Annotated in this window: 16 protein-coding genes; 13 read left to right on the top strand and 3 right to left on the bottom strand. The window is 70.1% G+C overall.

Going from position 1 to position 15,033, the window contains the following annotated elements; all coding sequences use genetic code 11:
- Positions 1 to 41: 41 nt before the first annotated feature.
- Entirely contained in the window at positions 42 to 236 is a 195-nt protein-coding gene (locus ASF20_RS07120; RefSeq protein ID WP_055953126.1) for a KGG domain-containing protein, read from the bottom strand.
- A gap of 292 nt (positions 237 to 528) precedes the next feature.
- Between ASF20_RS07120 and ASF20_RS07115 the strand changes: the two genes are divergently transcribed.
- Positions 529 to 972: a Crp/Fnr family transcriptional regulator gene (locus tag ASF20_RS07115; RefSeq protein WP_056211334.1), complete on the top strand. Its 444-nt coding sequence runs from the start codon at positions 529 to 531 to the stop codon at positions 970 to 972.
- Between the two features lie 23 nt (positions 973 to 995).
- Here ASF20_RS07115 and ASF20_RS07110 read toward each other — a convergent pair whose 3' ends face one another.
- Positions 996 to 1,442: a VOC family protein gene (locus ASF20_RS07110; RefSeq protein ID WP_056211336.1), complete on the bottom strand. Its 447-nt coding sequence runs from the start codon at positions 1,440 to 1,442 to the stop codon at positions 996 to 998.
- Between the two features lie 246 nt (positions 1,443 to 1,688).
- Here ASF20_RS07110 and ASF20_RS07105 point away from each other — a divergent pair, with 246 nt between their 5' ends.
- The 8 genes from ASF20_RS07105 to greA all read left to right on the top strand — a co-directional run bounded on the left by ASF20_RS07105 (position 1,689) and on the right by greA (position 9,409).
- Complete coding sequence (locus ASF20_RS07105; protein WP_056211338.1) at positions 1,689 to 2,330, top strand: L,D-transpeptidase; 642 nt, start codon at positions 1,689 to 1,691, stop codon at positions 2,328 to 2,330.
- Positions 2,331 to 2,379: 49 nt separating this feature from the next.
- Positions 2,380 to 2,532, top strand: coding sequence for a DUF3096 domain-containing protein (locus ASF20_RS23190; protein ID WP_082501219.1), 153 nt, complete (start codon positions 2,380 to 2,382; stop codon positions 2,530 to 2,532).
- A 147-nt stretch (positions 2,533 to 2,679) separates the two neighbouring features.
- The gene (gene ppdK / locus ASF20_RS07100; protein WP_056272445.1) at positions 2,680 to 5,361 is read left to right on the top strand and encodes a pyruvate, phosphate dikinase; all 2,682 of its coding nucleotides are present in this window, start codon (positions 2,680 to 2,682) and stop codon (positions 5,359 to 5,361) included.
- A gap of 227 nt (positions 5,362 to 5,588) precedes the next feature.
- Entirely contained in the window at positions 5,589 to 5,852 is a 264-nt protein-coding gene (locus ASF20_RS07095) for a hypothetical protein (RefSeq protein ID WP_056272439.1), read from the top strand.
- 171 nt (positions 5,853 to 6,023) lie between these two features.
- Positions 6,024 to 7,031 (top strand): cell wall hydrolase, encoded by a 1,008-nt coding sequence (locus ASF20_RS07090; protein ID WP_056272435.1) that lies wholly within the window; start codon positions 6,024 to 6,026, stop codon positions 7,029 to 7,031.
- Positions 7,032 to 7,224: 193 nt separating this feature from the next.
- Positions 7,225 to 7,812: a hypothetical protein gene (locus ASF20_RS07085; protein ID WP_056211346.1), complete on the top strand. Its 588-nt coding sequence runs from the start codon at positions 7,225 to 7,227 to the stop codon at positions 7,810 to 7,812.
- A 106-nt stretch (positions 7,813 to 7,918) separates the two neighbouring features.
- Complete coding sequence (locus ASF20_RS07080; RefSeq protein ID WP_056272433.1) at positions 7,919 to 8,911, top strand: MDR family oxidoreductase; 993 nt, start codon at positions 7,919 to 7,921, stop codon at positions 8,909 to 8,911.
- A 36-nt stretch (positions 8,912 to 8,947) separates the two neighbouring features.
- Positions 8,948 to 9,409, top strand: a complete 462-nt coding sequence (greA, locus tag ASF20_RS07075; RefSeq protein ID WP_056272430.1) for a transcription elongation factor GreA — start codon at positions 8,948 to 8,950, stop codon at positions 9,407 to 9,409.
- A gap of 175 nt (positions 9,410 to 9,584) precedes the next feature.
- On the opposite strand, the gene ASF20_RS07070 is transcribed toward greA, so the two are convergent.
- The gene (locus tag ASF20_RS07070) at positions 9,585 to 10,598 is read right to left on the bottom strand and encodes an L-threonylcarbamoyladenylate synthase (RefSeq protein ID WP_056272427.1); all 1,014 of its coding nucleotides are present in this window, start codon (positions 10,596 to 10,598) and stop codon (positions 9,585 to 9,587) included.
- A 122-nt stretch (positions 10,599 to 10,720) separates the two neighbouring features.
- Here ASF20_RS07070 and ASF20_RS07065 point away from each other — a divergent pair, with 122 nt between their 5' ends.
- The 4 genes from ASF20_RS07065 to ASF20_RS07050 all read left to right on the top strand — a co-directional run bounded on the left by ASF20_RS07065 (position 10,721) and on the right by ASF20_RS07050 (position 15,025).
- Positions 10,721 to 12,484: an acyl-CoA dehydrogenase gene (locus tag ASF20_RS07065; protein ID WP_056272426.1), complete on the top strand. Its 1,764-nt coding sequence runs from the start codon at positions 10,721 to 10,723 to the stop codon at positions 12,482 to 12,484.
- Positions 12,485 to 12,545: 61 nt separating this feature from the next.
- Entirely contained in the window at positions 12,546 to 13,304 is a 759-nt protein-coding gene (locus ASF20_RS07060; RefSeq protein WP_056211355.1) for an enoyl-CoA hydratase-related protein, read from the top strand.
- Positions 13,301 to 14,161: an SDR family NAD(P)-dependent oxidoreductase gene (locus ASF20_RS07055; RefSeq protein ID WP_056272423.1), complete on the top strand. Its 861-nt coding sequence runs from the start codon at positions 13,301 to 13,303 to the stop codon at positions 14,159 to 14,161. Before ASF20_RS07060 ends, ASF20_RS07055 begins: the two co-directional genes overlap by 4 nt.
- 3 nt (positions 14,162 to 14,164) lie before the next feature.
- Positions 14,165 to 15,025 (top strand): NAD(P)-dependent oxidoreductase, encoded by an 861-nt coding sequence (locus ASF20_RS07050; protein WP_056211359.1) that lies wholly within the window; start codon positions 14,165 to 14,167, stop codon positions 15,023 to 15,025.
- Positions 15,026 to 15,033 lie beyond the last annotated feature (8 nt).

Genomic DNA, 15,033 nt, shown 5'->3' with positions numbered 1-15,033 from the left:
AAAGGCGCGTAGCCCTTGAGGGCTACGCGCCGAAACGTGTGCTACTCGTCGCCGGGACGGCCGGAGCCGCTCGACTGACCGCCCTTGCGGCCCGCATTCGAGGCCAACTCGCGATCCTGCGAAAATGAGCGCTTCTCGGCCGGCACGCTGCGGCCGCCCTTGCTCGCGATTTCCCGCTGCCGTTCGAGGTCCATCGATGCGAAACCTCGCTTCGAGGTGGAATTTCCTGATGCCATCAGCGCCTCCTCAGCTTTGCGTTCACTGCCAAGACAACCTTTGCCAATATCGATGGTTCCTCATCTGATCGCGGAGCGAGCAGTCCAGGCCCCGAGGATTGGCGATTAATTTAAGCTTAACCGTTAGATGTGGAGGCTGTTCTGACGGGCTGAGGCCCAGGCGGATCGGTTCCGCTGGGGGCGCTGCAGCCCGCGGGCCGTCGGGGTCTGGACAAAGGGGCGCCGACCCGCATTGGATGCGCCAGGATCGTGCCGGACCGGGAGGGACGTCGCGTCACGGGAGCCCGACTCAATGACCCTCGAGACAGAGGTTTCGTCCCTTCGCCAGGTGCCCCTGTTCCGCGGTGTCGAGCCGTCGCGCCTGAAGCTTCTCGCCTTCACCAGCGAGCGCGTGCATTTCGAGGCCGGCCAGCAGCTCTTCGCTCGGGGCGACGCGGCCGATGCGGCCTATCTTCTCTTGGAAGGTTCGGCGGAGGTCTCCATCGACGGACCGCAAGGTCCTTTTCGCCTGGCGCTGCTGGGCGCGAACGCCCTCGTCGGGGAGATGGGCATCCTCGCCGACCAGCCGCGCTCGGCGACCGTCGCCGCCGTCGATCCGGCCATGGCCCTGCGCATCGATCGGACGGTCTTCCTGGAACTTCTGGCGCAGTTCCCGCCCATCGCCATCGCGGTGATGCGCGAACTGGCGCTCCGCCTCGAACAGACCAACCAGCAGCTCGCCCAGAGCCGGGGCTGAGGGCGAAGGCCGAGCCCGCGTGCCTACGGGGAGGCCGGGTAGGTGATGAACTCCATCAGGGAGCCGTCAGGGTCTCGGAAGTAGAGGCTCACCCCGGCGCCGGCGGCACCGTTGCGCTCCACGGGTCCGAGCTCGATCGTCACGCCCAGCGACGCGAGGTGGTCGGCGGCCTGCTCGATCGTGCCCGACCAGCGAAAGCACAGATCGCTGTTCCCCGGCTGCACGGGGATCCGCGCCAGCGGCGTCGCGTTCACCCCCGGCCCGTGCACGTTCAGCTGGACGCCGCCGAAGCGATAGACGAAGGCCGACCCGCGGGAGATGATCTCGGCCCCCATCACGTCACGATAGAACGCGTTCGAGCGCTCCCAGTCCGTGACGTGGATGACGCAGTGGTCGAGATGGACGGCGGGGGCGAGGTCGGCCAGAGGGGCGCCCGCATCGATCTCGGAAAGCACCTGCGTTTCGACCATCGTCACCCGTACTCCGGAGCCCATGGCGGCCCGGAGCCATCATGGAAGTCCCGTTCGCGCGATGCAATGCGCGGGGCGCAGCCCGGCTCGTCCCGCCGTCATCATCCGATCTCGGACGCCTCCGCCGCAGGGCTGCTCGAGCACGCAACTGCTTACCTGCGGCGGGAATGACACAACGTCGGCGCCCCGGGAGCGGTAGTCAGGGGACAGAGCCGTCCTCCGACGCGTCGAAACGTGGAGCTGTCCATGCCGTCCCGCCGCCTCATCCTCGGCCTGATCCTGATCGCGCCCCTCGCGGCATGCCAGTCCCGTGGCCCCGTGAACCTGGCCCAGGACGACGAAGCGGCCTGGTACACCGGCACGATGCCGGACAAGCCCTACGACGTCCCCCTGGTCGACAAGTCCCGGCTCGATCCGAAGTATCGCCGGCAGGTGGTGCGCTACACCGGTCCGGAGAAGCCCGGCACGATCGTCGTCGACATTGACAACCGGCAGCTCGCCCTGGTGCAGGAGGACGGGACGGCGGTGCAGTACGGCGTCGGCGTGGGCAAGCTCGGCTTCTCCTGGAAGGGCCAGGCCCGGGTCGGGCGCAAGGGTGTCTGGCCCGACTGGAGCCCCACCACCACGATGGTCTCCCTCAACCCGGACCTGCCACGCACCCGAAAGGGCGGCGTCGACAATCCCCTCGGCGCCCGCGCCCTCTACCTCTACCAGGGCAACCGCGACATCCTCTTCCGCATCCACGGCACCAACGAGCCCTGGAGCATCGGCGAGCAGATGTCGTCCGGTTGCGTGCGGATGCTCAACGAGGACATCGTCGACCTCTACGAGCGGGTGCCCGTAGGCACGCAGGTCCTGGTCAGGCGCAACGGCAAGTACCGCGTCTGAGCCGCCGCGCGGCGCCGACAAGTCCTGAAGCCGTGCCGGAGCGCGCCCCATGACCATCACGATCTCCAGTCTTCAGCCCGTCATCGCCCTGGCCGCCGGCGTGCTGATCCTGATCGTCCCGCGGCTGCTGAACGTCATCGTGGCGATCTACCTGATCCTGGTCGGCCTGATCGGCCTCGGCGTCTTCCGCGCGCTCGGCTGATCCGGCAACGGCTCCGTTACAGCGGGCCCGAAGCGTCACGCGGTGCCCGCCTGGAGAAGCCGTTCATCTTGCGTTGCAGCAGAAGATGGTCCAACCCGCCGTGTTAGGCATGGGGCAGTGTTCACTCCTGCAAGCGGACGGATACAGATGGGCAAGTGGGTCTACTCCTTCGGTGACGGCAAGGCCGAGGGCCAGTCGTCCATGCGCAACCTCCTGGGCGGGAAGGGCGCGAACCTCGCGGAGATGTCGAATCTCGGTCTTCCGGTACCACCCGGTTTCACCATCACGACCGAAGTCTGCACGTACTATTACGACCACGGACAGCAGTATCCGGACGAGCTGAAGAGCCAGGTCAAGGCCGCCCTGGACGCCGTCGGCGCGCTCACCGGACGCGGCTTCGGCGATCCGGAGAACCCACTCCTCGTCTCGGTCCGCTCGGGCGCCCGCGCCTCGATGCCGGGCATGATGGACACCGTGCTCAACCTCGGCCTCAACGACGTCACGGTCGAGGCCCTGGCGCAGGGCGCCGGCGACCCGCGCTTCGCCTACGATTCCTACCGCCGCTTCATCACCATGTACTCGAACGTCGTCCTCGGCGTGGAGCACCACGCCTTCGAGGAGGCGCTGGAGCACTACAAGGAAGGCAAGGGCGTCAGCCTCGACACCGAGCTCGGGGCCGAGGACTGGAAGCACCTCGTCGGCAAGTACAAGGCCATCGTGAAGGCCGAGCACGGCGCCGACTTCCCGCAGGCGCCCGAGGACCAGCTCTGGGGCGCCATCGGCGCGGTGTTCGATTCCTGGATGATTCCGCGCGCGAAGAAGTACCGCGAGCTGAACAGCATTCCGGAGAGCTGGGGCACGGCCGTCAACGTCCAGGCCATGGTGTTCGGCAACATGGGCGACACCTCGGCCACCGGCGTCGCCTTCACCCGCAACCCGTCCACCGGTGAGCGCGCCCTCTACGGCGAGTTCCTGATCAACGCCCAGGGCGAGGACGTGGTGGCGGGCATCCGCACCCCGCAGGACATCACCGAGAAGGCCCGCATCGAGGCGAAGTCCGACCGTCCGTCGATGGAGCTGGCCATGCCCGACTCCTATGCGGAGCTGGTGCGGATCTACGGCCTCCTCGAGAACCACTACCGCGACATGCAGGACATGGAGTTCACCATCGAGAGCGGGAAGCTCTGGATGCTCCAGACCCGCAACGGCAAGCGCACCGCCAAGGCGGCCCTGCGGATCGCCGTCGATCTGGCCGCGGAAGGCCTGATCACCGAGGAGGAGGCCATCGGCCGCGTCGAGCCCGCCGCCCTCGATCAGCTCCTGCACCCGACCATCGACCCGAAGGCCGAGCGCAAGGTCATCGCCGCCGGCCTGCCGGCCTCGCCGGGCGCCGCCACCGGCGAGATCGTCTTCAACTCCGAGGATGCCGAGGCCGCTCGCAAGGCCGAGCGCAAGTGTATCCTGGTGCGCGTGGAGACCTCTCCGGAGGACATCCACGGCATGCACGCCTCCGAGGGCATCCTCACCACCCGCGGCGGCATGACCAGCCACGCGGCCGTGGTGGCCCGCGGCATGGGAAAGCCCTGCGTCTCCGGCGTCGGCTCGATCCGCGTGGACTATAAGGCCGGCACCCTCTCGGTCGCCGGGACCACCCTGAAGGCCGGCGACAAGATCACCATCGACGGCTCGACGGGCCAGGTGCTCCTCGGCGAGGTGGCGATGCTGGAGCCGTCCCTATCGGGCGAGTTCGCCACCCTCATGGGCTGGGCCGACAAGGTGCGTACCATGAAGGTCCGCACCAACGCGGACACCCCGACCGACGCGCGCGCCGCCCGCAACTTCGGCGCCGAGGGCATCGGCCTGTGCCGTACCGAGCACATGTTCTTCGAGGGTGACCGCATCGTCGCCGTGCGCGAGATGATCCTCGCCGACGACGTGGAGGGCCGCCGCGCGGCGCTCGCCAAGATCCTGCCCTACCAGCGCCAGGACTTCGTCGAGCTGTTCACGATCATGTCGGGCCTGCCCGTCACGATCCGCCTCCTGGATCCGCCGCTGCACGAATTTCTGCCGCATACCGACGAGGAGGTCCGCGACGTCGCCACGAGCACCGGCGTCTCGGAGGACAAGCTGCGCCGCCGCATGATGGAGCTGCACGAGTTCAATCCGATGCTCGGTTTCCGTGGCTGCCGCCTCGCCATCGCCTTCCCGGAGATTGCCGAGATGCAGGCCCGGGCGATCTTCGAGGCTGCCGTCCAGGCCGCCAAGGAGACCGGCGCGCCCGTCACTCCAGAGGTGATGGTGCCGCTCGTCTTCACCAAGATGGAATTCGACATCGTCAAGGCGCGCATCGATGCCATGGCGAAGGCCGTCGCTGCCGAAACGGGCGGCACGGTTGATTACCAGGTCGGCACGATGATCGAGCTGCCCCGGGCTGCGCTCCGGGCCGGCGACATCGCCGAGACGGCGGAGTTCTTCTCCTTCGGCACCAACGACCTGACGCAGACCGCCCTCGGCATCTCCCGCGACGATGCCGCGACCTTCCTCGGGGCCTACACGCAGAAGGGCATCCTGGCGGCGGATCCGTTCATCAGCATCGATCAGGAAGGCGTCGGCGAACTCGTGCGCATCGGCGTGGAGCGCGGCCGGGCGGTTCGTCCCGACATCAAGCTCGGCATCTGCGGCGAGCACGGCGGCGACCCGGCCTCGGTGGCGTTCTGCCAGGACGTCGGCCTCGACTACGTGTCGTGCTCGCCCTACCGGGTGCCGATCGCCCGTCTCGCGGCCGCCCAGGCGGCTCTTGCCGCCAAGGCCGCAAAGGCTGCCAAGTAGGATCGCACGAGGGGCCGCGGCGACTCGCACAGCGTCGCCGCGGCCCGACGATGACGGATCGGGACGGCCGCGCGCCGTCCCGGGTCAACGGTCGAACGAACCGTTCAACAAATTGTCGAAAACGCGGCGAACCGATTCCGCGCGGGCACGTTCAGTGCTAGTGCCAAACCATGACGCGCAGGCAACCCTGCTGACTGGGGCGGCAGCCAACGCGTGGGATCGCCGGCATGAACGACACCAGCCCACCCCCCCTGTTTCTCAACGAAAGTCCCGTCGCTGTTCCGCTGCCCCGCGTGATGCAGCAGGCGTATCTTTGGGTCGTGGCCGGCCTGAGCGGCCTCGCCACCATCGCGCTGTTCGTCTTCGCCGTCGCCACGCAGAGCGGGGCCGATGCCGAGCGGATCGCCGGCGCGCAGGGGAGCGGACGCTCGAACCTCGCGACCCTGGTCGGCAGCCTGGCGGCGATGCACGGTCGTCCCGGCGCGCTCTGACGCCTCCGCTTAACCGCTCCGCAACCATACCGCACGATAGTTGAACGCAACGGCCGCTTCCGTGTCCTCCTGGGACCGGCGGTGTGAGCGTTTGGCATCCTGGTGCGAGTCGGTTGCGTGGGTAGGAAACAGGTACGGCGCGCGTCGCATCTGCGCTGGCTCAGCGCGGCGATGACTCCCTGGGCGGCGGGCATCGGGCTGCTCGTCTCCTTCACCGCCACGGCCGGCACGGACATGGCGCCGGGCTCCGCCGGGCGCGCGGCCGGTCCGGCTCGGCTCCTCGCGACGGCCTCGCCCGGGGCCCGGCTTGCGGGGACGGAGACGCGCTCGCACGCGCCGCACCGGGTCTACACCCGCGGCACCACCGAAGGCCTTCTCTTCGCCGAGGGCCGGGGCGACGCCCTCGTCGTACGGACGAGCCTCGCGGAGCCCGTGAGCGGCTTGCTGGAATCAGGATCGGCGACCTGGAATCCGGACCTCGATGCCGGCTTCGTACCACCCCCCGACCTCGGCCTCGATGCGAGCGGGGAGAGCGAGGGCTCGGTGATCGCGGTGGAGGATGGGGCGACCCCCGCCATTCCCCGCGCGGAAGCGCTCTCCTCGACCACCCCGGCCCCGGCCGATGCGACGCCGATCGAGATCGCCGCCGCGAGCCTCGTCTTCCCAGGCCTGTCGCCGCGGGGATCCCAGGCGGATGGCGCCACGCCGGGTGCGGCCGTGCCCCCGGACGTCGCACGCCACCGCTACGCCGACCTGATCGGTCCCGACGCCATGGACCGCGAGCAGCGCTGTCTCGCCGAGGCCGTGTACTTCGAGGCGCGCAGCGAATCCGAAGAGGGGCAGGCGGCGGTCGCCCAGGTCGTCCTCAACCGAGTGAAGAGCGGTCTCTATCCCAGCAACGTCTGCGGCGTCGTCTATCAGAACCGCCACCGCTACATGGGCTGCCAGTTCTCCTTCGCCTGCGAAGGCAAGTCCCTGCGCATCGCCGACGGGCCGTCCTGGCAGAACGCCACCCGGATCGCCAGCGCGGTCATCGAGGGGCGCACCTACCTGAGCGAAGTCGGCGGAGCGACCCATTACCACGCGGACTACGTGAAACCAGGCTGGTCCCGGCGCCTGAAGAAGATGGACGTCATCGGGCGGCACATCTTTTACCAGCTCAAGCGCGGTCAGACCTGATTTTCTCGACAGTTCCGCGTGTTTTCACCTAAGCAGTGAAACTTCTAAGTAGTCCTAAGCTTGGGTTAATTTTACCTTGAGTCTCGATACAGCTTGATCGAGCGGCAACTTGGCGGCCTCTGGAGCGTCGAGATGCGCGCGGGCTTCGCGCGCCATCCCGTCCTATCCAGCGTTTCGAGCCGAGGAACCCGTCATGACCACGCCGGTCGCAGCCCGTATCAGTCTCGCCGCCATCGCGGGCGCCGTCATCACCCTGTCCTCCGCCCAGGCCGGCGGCTGCGGCGGCGCCGAGTGCTACCGCCACGTCAACACCCCTCCGGTCTACGGCGCGGTGTCCGAGCAGGTCCTCGTCCGCCCGGCCGAGACCGTCTACCGCACCATTCCTCCGGTCTACGAGACCGTCTCGGAGCGTGTTCTCGTGGCGCCCGGCGGCCGGGTGTGGCAGACTCGTCGGGATGCCTATGGTGAGCTGATCGGTTGCTGGGTGGACGTGCCGCCGCAATATTCCGTCCGCCGCCGCCGCGTCCTCGTGCAGCCCGCGCAGACGATTCCCGAGACCCTTCCGCCGCAATACGCCAGTGTCCGCCGCCGGGTCCTGGTGCAGCCCGCACGGTCGGGCTGGGTCCCGGCCAATTACGGCCAGGGCGGCTATCCCGGCGCCTTCGGCCCCAGTCTCGCCGTCGGCTCGATTCCCGACGCCTTCGGCATCACCGGCGCCAGCTCGGCCGATGTCGGCGTCGGCCTCGGCTTCTCCTCCGGCAGCATCTACGACGGCTACTGAGCCCTTCGTCGCCGACCCTTCTCCGGCTCCGGACGCCAGCGGCGCCCGGGGCCGCTTGATTCGGACCGTCCGTGCCACACCTCAGTCCCGTCAGCGGAGGCATGCCATGGGTCGGTTCAAGGCTTGGGTCATCGAGAAGACCGAGACGGGGCAATCCCTCGCCTTCCAGGATTTCGACGACGCCGACCTGATGCCGGGCGACGTCACGGTCCGGGTCACCCACTCCACGGTGAACTACAAGGATGGGCTGGCGATGACCGGCAAGTCGCCGGTGGTGCGCCGTTTCCCCATGATTCCCGGCATCGACTTCGCCGGGATCGTCGAGACCTCGGATCATCCCGACTACCAGCCCGGCGATGCGGTGGTGCTCACCGGTTGGGGCGTCGGCGAGACCCATCTCGGGGCCTATGCGCAGCGCGCCCGGGTCAAAGGCGACTGGCTGGTGCCGCTTCCCCAGGGCCTGAGCCCCGCCCAGGCGATGGCGATCGGCACCGCCGGTTATACGGCGATGCTCTGCCTGATGGCCCTCGACCACCACGGCGCGACTCCGTCACAAGGACCGGTCCTCATCACCGGCGCCTCGGGTGGCGTCGGGTCCGTGGCGGTGGCCTTGCTGGCGCGGGCCGGCTGGCACGTCATCGCCTCCACCGGCCGCGATGCGGAATCCGACTACCTGCGCGGCCTCGGTGCCTCGGAGATCCTCGACCGCGCGGAGCTGAGCCAGCCCGGCAAGCCGCTGGCCAAGGAGCGCTGGGCGGCGGCGGTGGATGCGGTCGGATCGGTCACCCTTGCCAACGTCCTGGCGGGGACGAAGGTGGACGGTGCGGTCGCCGCCTGCGGTCTGGCGCAGGGCATGGACCTGCCGACCTCGGTCGCCCCATTCATCCTGCGCGGGGTCTCCCTGCTCGGCATCAACAGCGTGACGACGCCGCAACCGAAGCGCCGGGCGGCCTGGGACCGGCTCGCCCGGGAGCTCGATCACGACAAGTTGGCGGCGATGACCCAGACGGTGCCGCTGGCCGGCGTCGATACGGTGGCACGGGCGATCCTCGAAGGCCGGGTCCGGGGACGCACGGTGGTCGAGGTCGCCCGAGCATGACGGAACGTCGGGCAGGCGCCGGGCGTTTCCCCGATCATGAGCCAAGCATTCGTCCGTGAGCGTGAAGGTGAAGCGGTGTTCGAGGATCTTCCCGAACGCACGATCTCTTCGCACCCGAATTTCGTCACCCCCGAGGGCCTGGCCCATATCGAGGCAGAGGTTGCACGCCTTCAGGCCGCGTTCTCCGCCCTGACGCCCGAGGCCCAGGCCGACGTAGCCCGGGTGAATCGCGATCTCGCCTACTGGACCGCCCGGCGCAGTTCCGCGCAGTTGGTTGAGGCGGAGCCGGGTGACGTGGTCCGCTTCGGCTCGACGGTGACGATCCTGGCCGAGGACGACAGCCGCCGCACCTACCGGATCGTCGGCGAGGACGAGGCCGACCCGGCCCATGGCACGATCTCCTATGTCTCGCCGATGGCGCGCGCGCTGACCGGCAAGGTCGCCGGCGATGTGGTCGAGGTGAACGGGCACGAGAGCGAGATCCTGGAAATCGCCTGATGGGGTCTCGTAAATCGGGTCAGGGCGCCGTGGCCAGGGCCCGAATGACGCGCAAGAAAAAAGGCTCGGATTGCTCCGAGCCCGAGAAGGGAAAAGGCCATTGGGGGCTGAACTGGCCTTCGTACGGGTAGAACACGCCCCCGGCGGCTTGGTTCCAGCGCATCCCGAAAAAATTTCAGCGCGGCGCCGCGGCCCTCCGAAGCCGGTCGTTGATCGCTTCGCCAAGACCCCGCTCCGGAATGGGCGCCACCGCGATTACCGGCGCCCCGAGGCCGTCGAGCTGGCGCAGGGCCGAGAACAGCCGGGCCGCGGCCTCAGCGAGATCCCCTGTGGGACTGAGGTTGAGGCGCGCCAGCGCCGCATCCGCTCCCGGGAGCGGCGCCGGCCCGAACAGCAGCACGACCTCGTCGGGCGCGGCGGCGGTCGCCTCGAGGCGGACCTGCGCCCGCGGCGCATAGTGGGAGGCGAGGAGTCCCGGGCCGACCGGATGGGCCGTGTCCCCCCGCTCCGGGCCGGCCAGGGCGAAGCCAAGGCGCGCTTCCAGCGCCTCCCGTGTGACGCCCCCGGGCCGCAGCAGTCGGGGTGGACCGCCGAGACAGGCCACCACGGTGGATTCGACGCCGACCGGCGTCTCGCCGCCATCCAGCACGGCAGCGATCCGGCCCTCGAGATCCGCCAGGACGTGATCGGCACGGGTCGGGCTGACGCGTCCCGAACGGTTGGCGGAAGGCGCGGCGACGGGACGCCCGACCTGCGCCAGCAAGGCCCGGGTCAGGTCGGGCGCCGGCACCCGGAGGGCGACGCTCGGCAGGCCGGCCCGAGCGAGGTCGCAGACGCGGCAGCCCGGCGCGGCAGGCACCACTAGGGTCAGAGGGCCGGGCCAGAACGCCGCGGCGAGACTGCGCGCCGCGGCGTCGAACAGGCCCTCGGCGAAGGCAGCCTCCGTGTCGGCGAGATGCGCGATCAGCGGATTGAAGCGCGGCCGCGCCTTGGCGGCAAAAATCTTCGCGACCGCCGCCGGGTCGGTGGCATCGGCCCCGAGGCCGTAGACCGTCTCAGTGGGGAAGGCCACGACCTGCCCGGCCCGGAGCAGGGACGCGGCCGCCGCGATCCCGGCGGCGCCCGCGGTGAGCCGACGCGTCGCCACCGCCGGGATCGCGTCGTCGGGGATTGACCCGAGATCGTTCATATCTAAACTATCTCCGCTGGCGCCCCTTCGGCGGGGAAAGCCTGGGCCTAGCGCCCGTCCGGGCCATGCGTCAAACACGGGGCGACACGCGTCGATTCAACCAAGGCGCGGGAGGAAGCAACATGACCTATCGCGCTCCGGTGGCCGACATGCTGTTCGCCCTGCGCCACGTGGCCGGGCTCGACGCTGCCCTGGCGGCCGGCCTGCACGGCGACCTCGCCGTCGACGACGCGGAAGCCGTCCTGGCCGAGGCCGGCAAGGTCGCCGAATCGGTCATCGCCCCCCTCAACCGGGTCGGCGACCGGCACGGCACGCCGCTCAAGGACGGTGCCATCACCACCCCGCCGGGCTGGCGCGAAGCCTACCGGACCTGGATCGCCGGCGGCTGGAACGGCCTCAGCGCCGACCCCGACCATGGCGGGCAAGGCCTGCCCCTCGTGCTCAACGCCGCCTGCAACGAGATGTGGAACGCAGCGAGCATCGCCTTCGGCCTCTGCCCGCTCCTCACGGCGGGCGGGATCGAGGCCCTGGCCCAGCACGGCTCGGACGACCTCAAGACGCGCTACCTCGCCAAGCTGATCTCTGGCGAATGGACCGCGACCATGAACCTAACGGAGCCGCAGGCCGGCTCGGACCTGGCCCTCCTGCGCAGCCGCGCCGAACCCCTGGGGGACGGTCGCTACGGCATCGTCGGCGCGAAGATCTACATCACCTACGGCGAGCACGACCTCACCGACAACATCGTCCACCTCGTGCTGGCCCGGCTCAAGGACGCGCCCGCCGGCACCCGCGGAATCTCGCTGTTCCTCGTGCCCAAGATCCTGCCGGACGGCAGCCGCAACGACCTGCGCTGCTCCGGCATCGAGCACAAGCTCGGCATCCACGGCTCGCCCACCTGCTCGATGGCTTTCGGCGACGACGGCGGCGCCGTCGGCTGGCTGATCGGCGAGGAGAATCGCGGGCTCGCCTGCATGTTCACGATGATGAACTCGGCCCGCCTCAACGTCGGCCTCCAGGGCGTCGGCATCGCCGAGCGGGCCTACCAGCAGGCGCTGGGCTATGCCCGCGACCGACGCCAGGGCAAGGCGCCCGGCGCCCCCGAGACCAGCCCCATCGTCGAGCACGCCGACGTGCAGCGCATGTTGCTGACCATGAAGGCCTTCACCCAGGCCGCGCGCGGCATCTGCTACCTCACCGCTGCCGCCCTCGACGCGGCGGAGGGCCCGGAAGGGCAGGGGGCGCATGACCGCGCCTCGCTGCTGACGCCGGTGGCCAAGGCCTTCTCCACCGACATCGCCAACGAGGTGACCTCGCTGGGTGTCCAGGTCCATGGTGGCATGGGCTTCGTCGAGGAGACCGGCGCCGCCCAGCACATGCGCGACGCCCGCATCCTCGGCATCTACGAGGGCACGAACGGCATCCAGGCCATCGACCTCGTCGCCCGCAAGTTGCCGCTCAACGGCGGGGCGACGGTGCGGGCGCAGATCGCGAGCCTGCGCCGGACCGCCGAGGGCTTCCTCAAGGATCCCGATCCGGCCTTCGGCAGCCTCGGCGCCCGGCTGCGTGCCGGCATCGAGAGCCTCGACCGGGCGACGAGTTTCCAGCTCAAGGCCCTCGCGTCGAACCGGCCGGAGGCGGCGCTGGCGGGCGCGACGCCGTACCTGCGCCTGTTCGGCCTGGTTCAGGGGGGCGCCTGCCTCGGTCGCCAGGCGCTCGCCGCCCACGCGGCGCTCAAGGCGGGGGACACCGATCCCGCCCATGCGGGCCGGATCGCGCTGGCCCGGTTCTTCGCCGACAACCTGCTGACCGCCGTGGGCGGCCTGGAGGAGAGCGTCGTCGCGGGTGGGCGCTTCACCGAGGACGCCGCCCTCGCCCTGGCGAGCTGATCCCGCCCCGCCGAGCGTCGCACTCGCGCGGATCGAACACCATCCAGGAGGGCAGGGCACCATGAGCGAGCACATCGCGATCGCGGATACCGCCGACGGCGTCCGCCTCATCCGCATCGACCGGCCCGAGAAGAAGAATGCGCTGACCGGCGCCATGTACGACGCCCTGCGCGCCGCCCTGGTGGAGGCCGACGAACACGATGCGATCGGCGCCGTGGTGTTCGCCGGGGCGCCGGGCGCCTTCAGCGCGGGCAACGACCTCGCCGATTTCGTCGCGGGCGCGAGCAAGCCGTTCCGCGAGGCGCCGGCCCTGCAGTTCATCCGCCAGCTCGCCCGCACGCGCACGCCGATGATCGCGGCCGTGGACGGGATCGCGGTGGGGATCGGCACGACTCTGACCCTGCACTGCGACCTCGTCTATGCCAGCCCGGCGGCCCGCTTCCGCATGCCCTTCGTGGAACTCGGCCTCGTGCCGGAGGCGGCGTCGAGCTACCTGCTGCCGCGCCGGGTCGGGCTCCTGAAGGCCACGGAGATGCTGCTCCTGAGCCAGCCCTTCGACGCGGACGAGGCGCTGGGTCTCGGGCTCGTCAACGGGGTGATGCCGGCCGGGCTGCTGCTGGAGCATGCCCGTGCGCAGGGCGCGCGCCTCGCCGGGCTGCCGCGCGGGGCGGTGCAGGCGACGCGGGCGCTGATCCGGGGCGACCAGGCCGCCCTGGACGCCGCCCTTGAGGCCGAGGCCGTGGCCTTCGAGGAGCGCCTGCGGTCGCCCGAGGCCCAGGCCGCCTTCGCGCGCTTCCTCGGCCGGGCCAAGCCGGCGTGACCCCCGCACCGGACCTGCTGCGCGGAAAGATCTGCCTCGTCGCCGGTGCCTCGCGCGGGGTGGGACGCGGCTTGGCGCGGGGGCTCGGCGAGGCCGGCGCCACCGTCATCGTCACCGCCCGGTCCAGCGAGACCGGGCCACGCACGGAGGGGCGGCCCGAGACCATCGAGGATACCGCCCGCGCGGTCGATGCCGCCGGTGGCGAGGGCCATCACTACCTCTGCGACCACACCAGCGAGCGCGCCGTCGACACCCTGGTCCACTGGGCCCTGCGCCGGTTCGGGCGCATCGACGTGGCGGTCTCCAGCGTCTGGGGCGGCAACGAGGGCTATGACGGCGAGCGCTACGCCGATGGCGCCGCCTGGGGCACGCCGTTCTGGCGCCGCTCGGCCGAGCCGTTTTCGGACCTCTTCGGGAGCGGCCCCTATCCGGCCCTCCTCCTCGCCCGCGCCGTCGCCCCCGCGATGGTCTCGGCGAAATCCGGCCTCATCGCCTTCGTCTCGTTCGACACCGCGCCGGGCTATCTCGGCGACATCTTCTACGACCTGACCAAGGCGGCCACGAACCGGCTGGCCTTCGCCTGCGCCGAGGAACTGGCGCCGCACGGGGTCACGGCGCTCGGGCTGTCCCCCGGCTTCGTGCGCACCGAGCGCGCCGTCGACATCGGCCATGCCGACCGGGCGACGGAGACCCCGCTCTATGCCGGCCGGGCGCTGGCCGCCCTGGCGGCCGACCCGGCCGTGGCGGCGCGGGCCGGGCAGATCCTCCATGCGGGCGACCTCGCGGCCGAATACGGCTTCACCGATGCGGACGGCACGCAGCCGGCCCGATTCCAGATCAACGCCGAGGAGAGCTGAGACATGAGCGATTCGCTGCAGGGCAAAACCCTGTTCATCACCGGGGCGTCCCGCGGCATCGGACTCGCCATCGCCCTGCGGGCGGCCCGCGACGGCGCCAACATCGCCATCGCGGCCAAGACCGACGCGCCGCATCCCAAGCTGGCGGGCACCATCCACACCGCCGCCGCCGCCATCGAGTCGGCGGGCGGCCGGGCCTTGCCGCTCCTGGTGGATGTCCGCGACGAGGACAGCGTGGCCTCCGCCATCGCCCGGACGGCCGAGACCTTCGGCGGCATCGACATCGTGGTGAACAACGCCAGCGCGATCGCGCTGACCCGGACGCCCGAGACCGAGATGAAGCGCTTCGACCTGATGCATGGCGTCAACACGCGCGGAACCTACATGGTCAGCAAGTACGCGATCCCGCACCTCGCCAAGGCAGAAAACCCGCACATCGTCATGCTGTCGCCGCCCCTCGACATGGCGGAGAAGTGGTTCGCGCCGCACCTCGCCTACTCGATCGCCAAGTACGGCATGTCGCTCTGCGTGCTCGGGCTCGCCGGCGAGCTCAAGCGCCAGGGCATCGCCGTGAACGCTCTCTGGCCGCGCACCACCATCGCCACGGCGGCGGTGCAGAACCTGCTGGGCGGCGAGGCGCTGATGCAGGCGAGCCGCACGCCCGAGATCCTGGCCGACGCCGCCCACGCGCTGTTCCGCCTGCCCGCCCGCGCGGTGACGGGCCGCTTCCTCATCGACGACAGCTTCCTGGCGGAGCAGGGTGTCACGGACTTTTCAAAATACCGGGTCACACCCGGCATTCCTCTTGCGCCGGACTTCTTCGTGCCGGATGCGAGCACACCGCCTCCCGGGGCCTTCGCCTGAGACATCCC

This window comes from Methylobacterium sp. Leaf88 (assembly GCF_001422795.1).
GTDB lineage: Bacteria > Pseudomonadota > Alphaproteobacteria > Rhizobiales > Beijerinckiaceae > Methylobacterium.
This window is presented reverse-complemented; position numbering and strand designations above follow the sequence as displayed.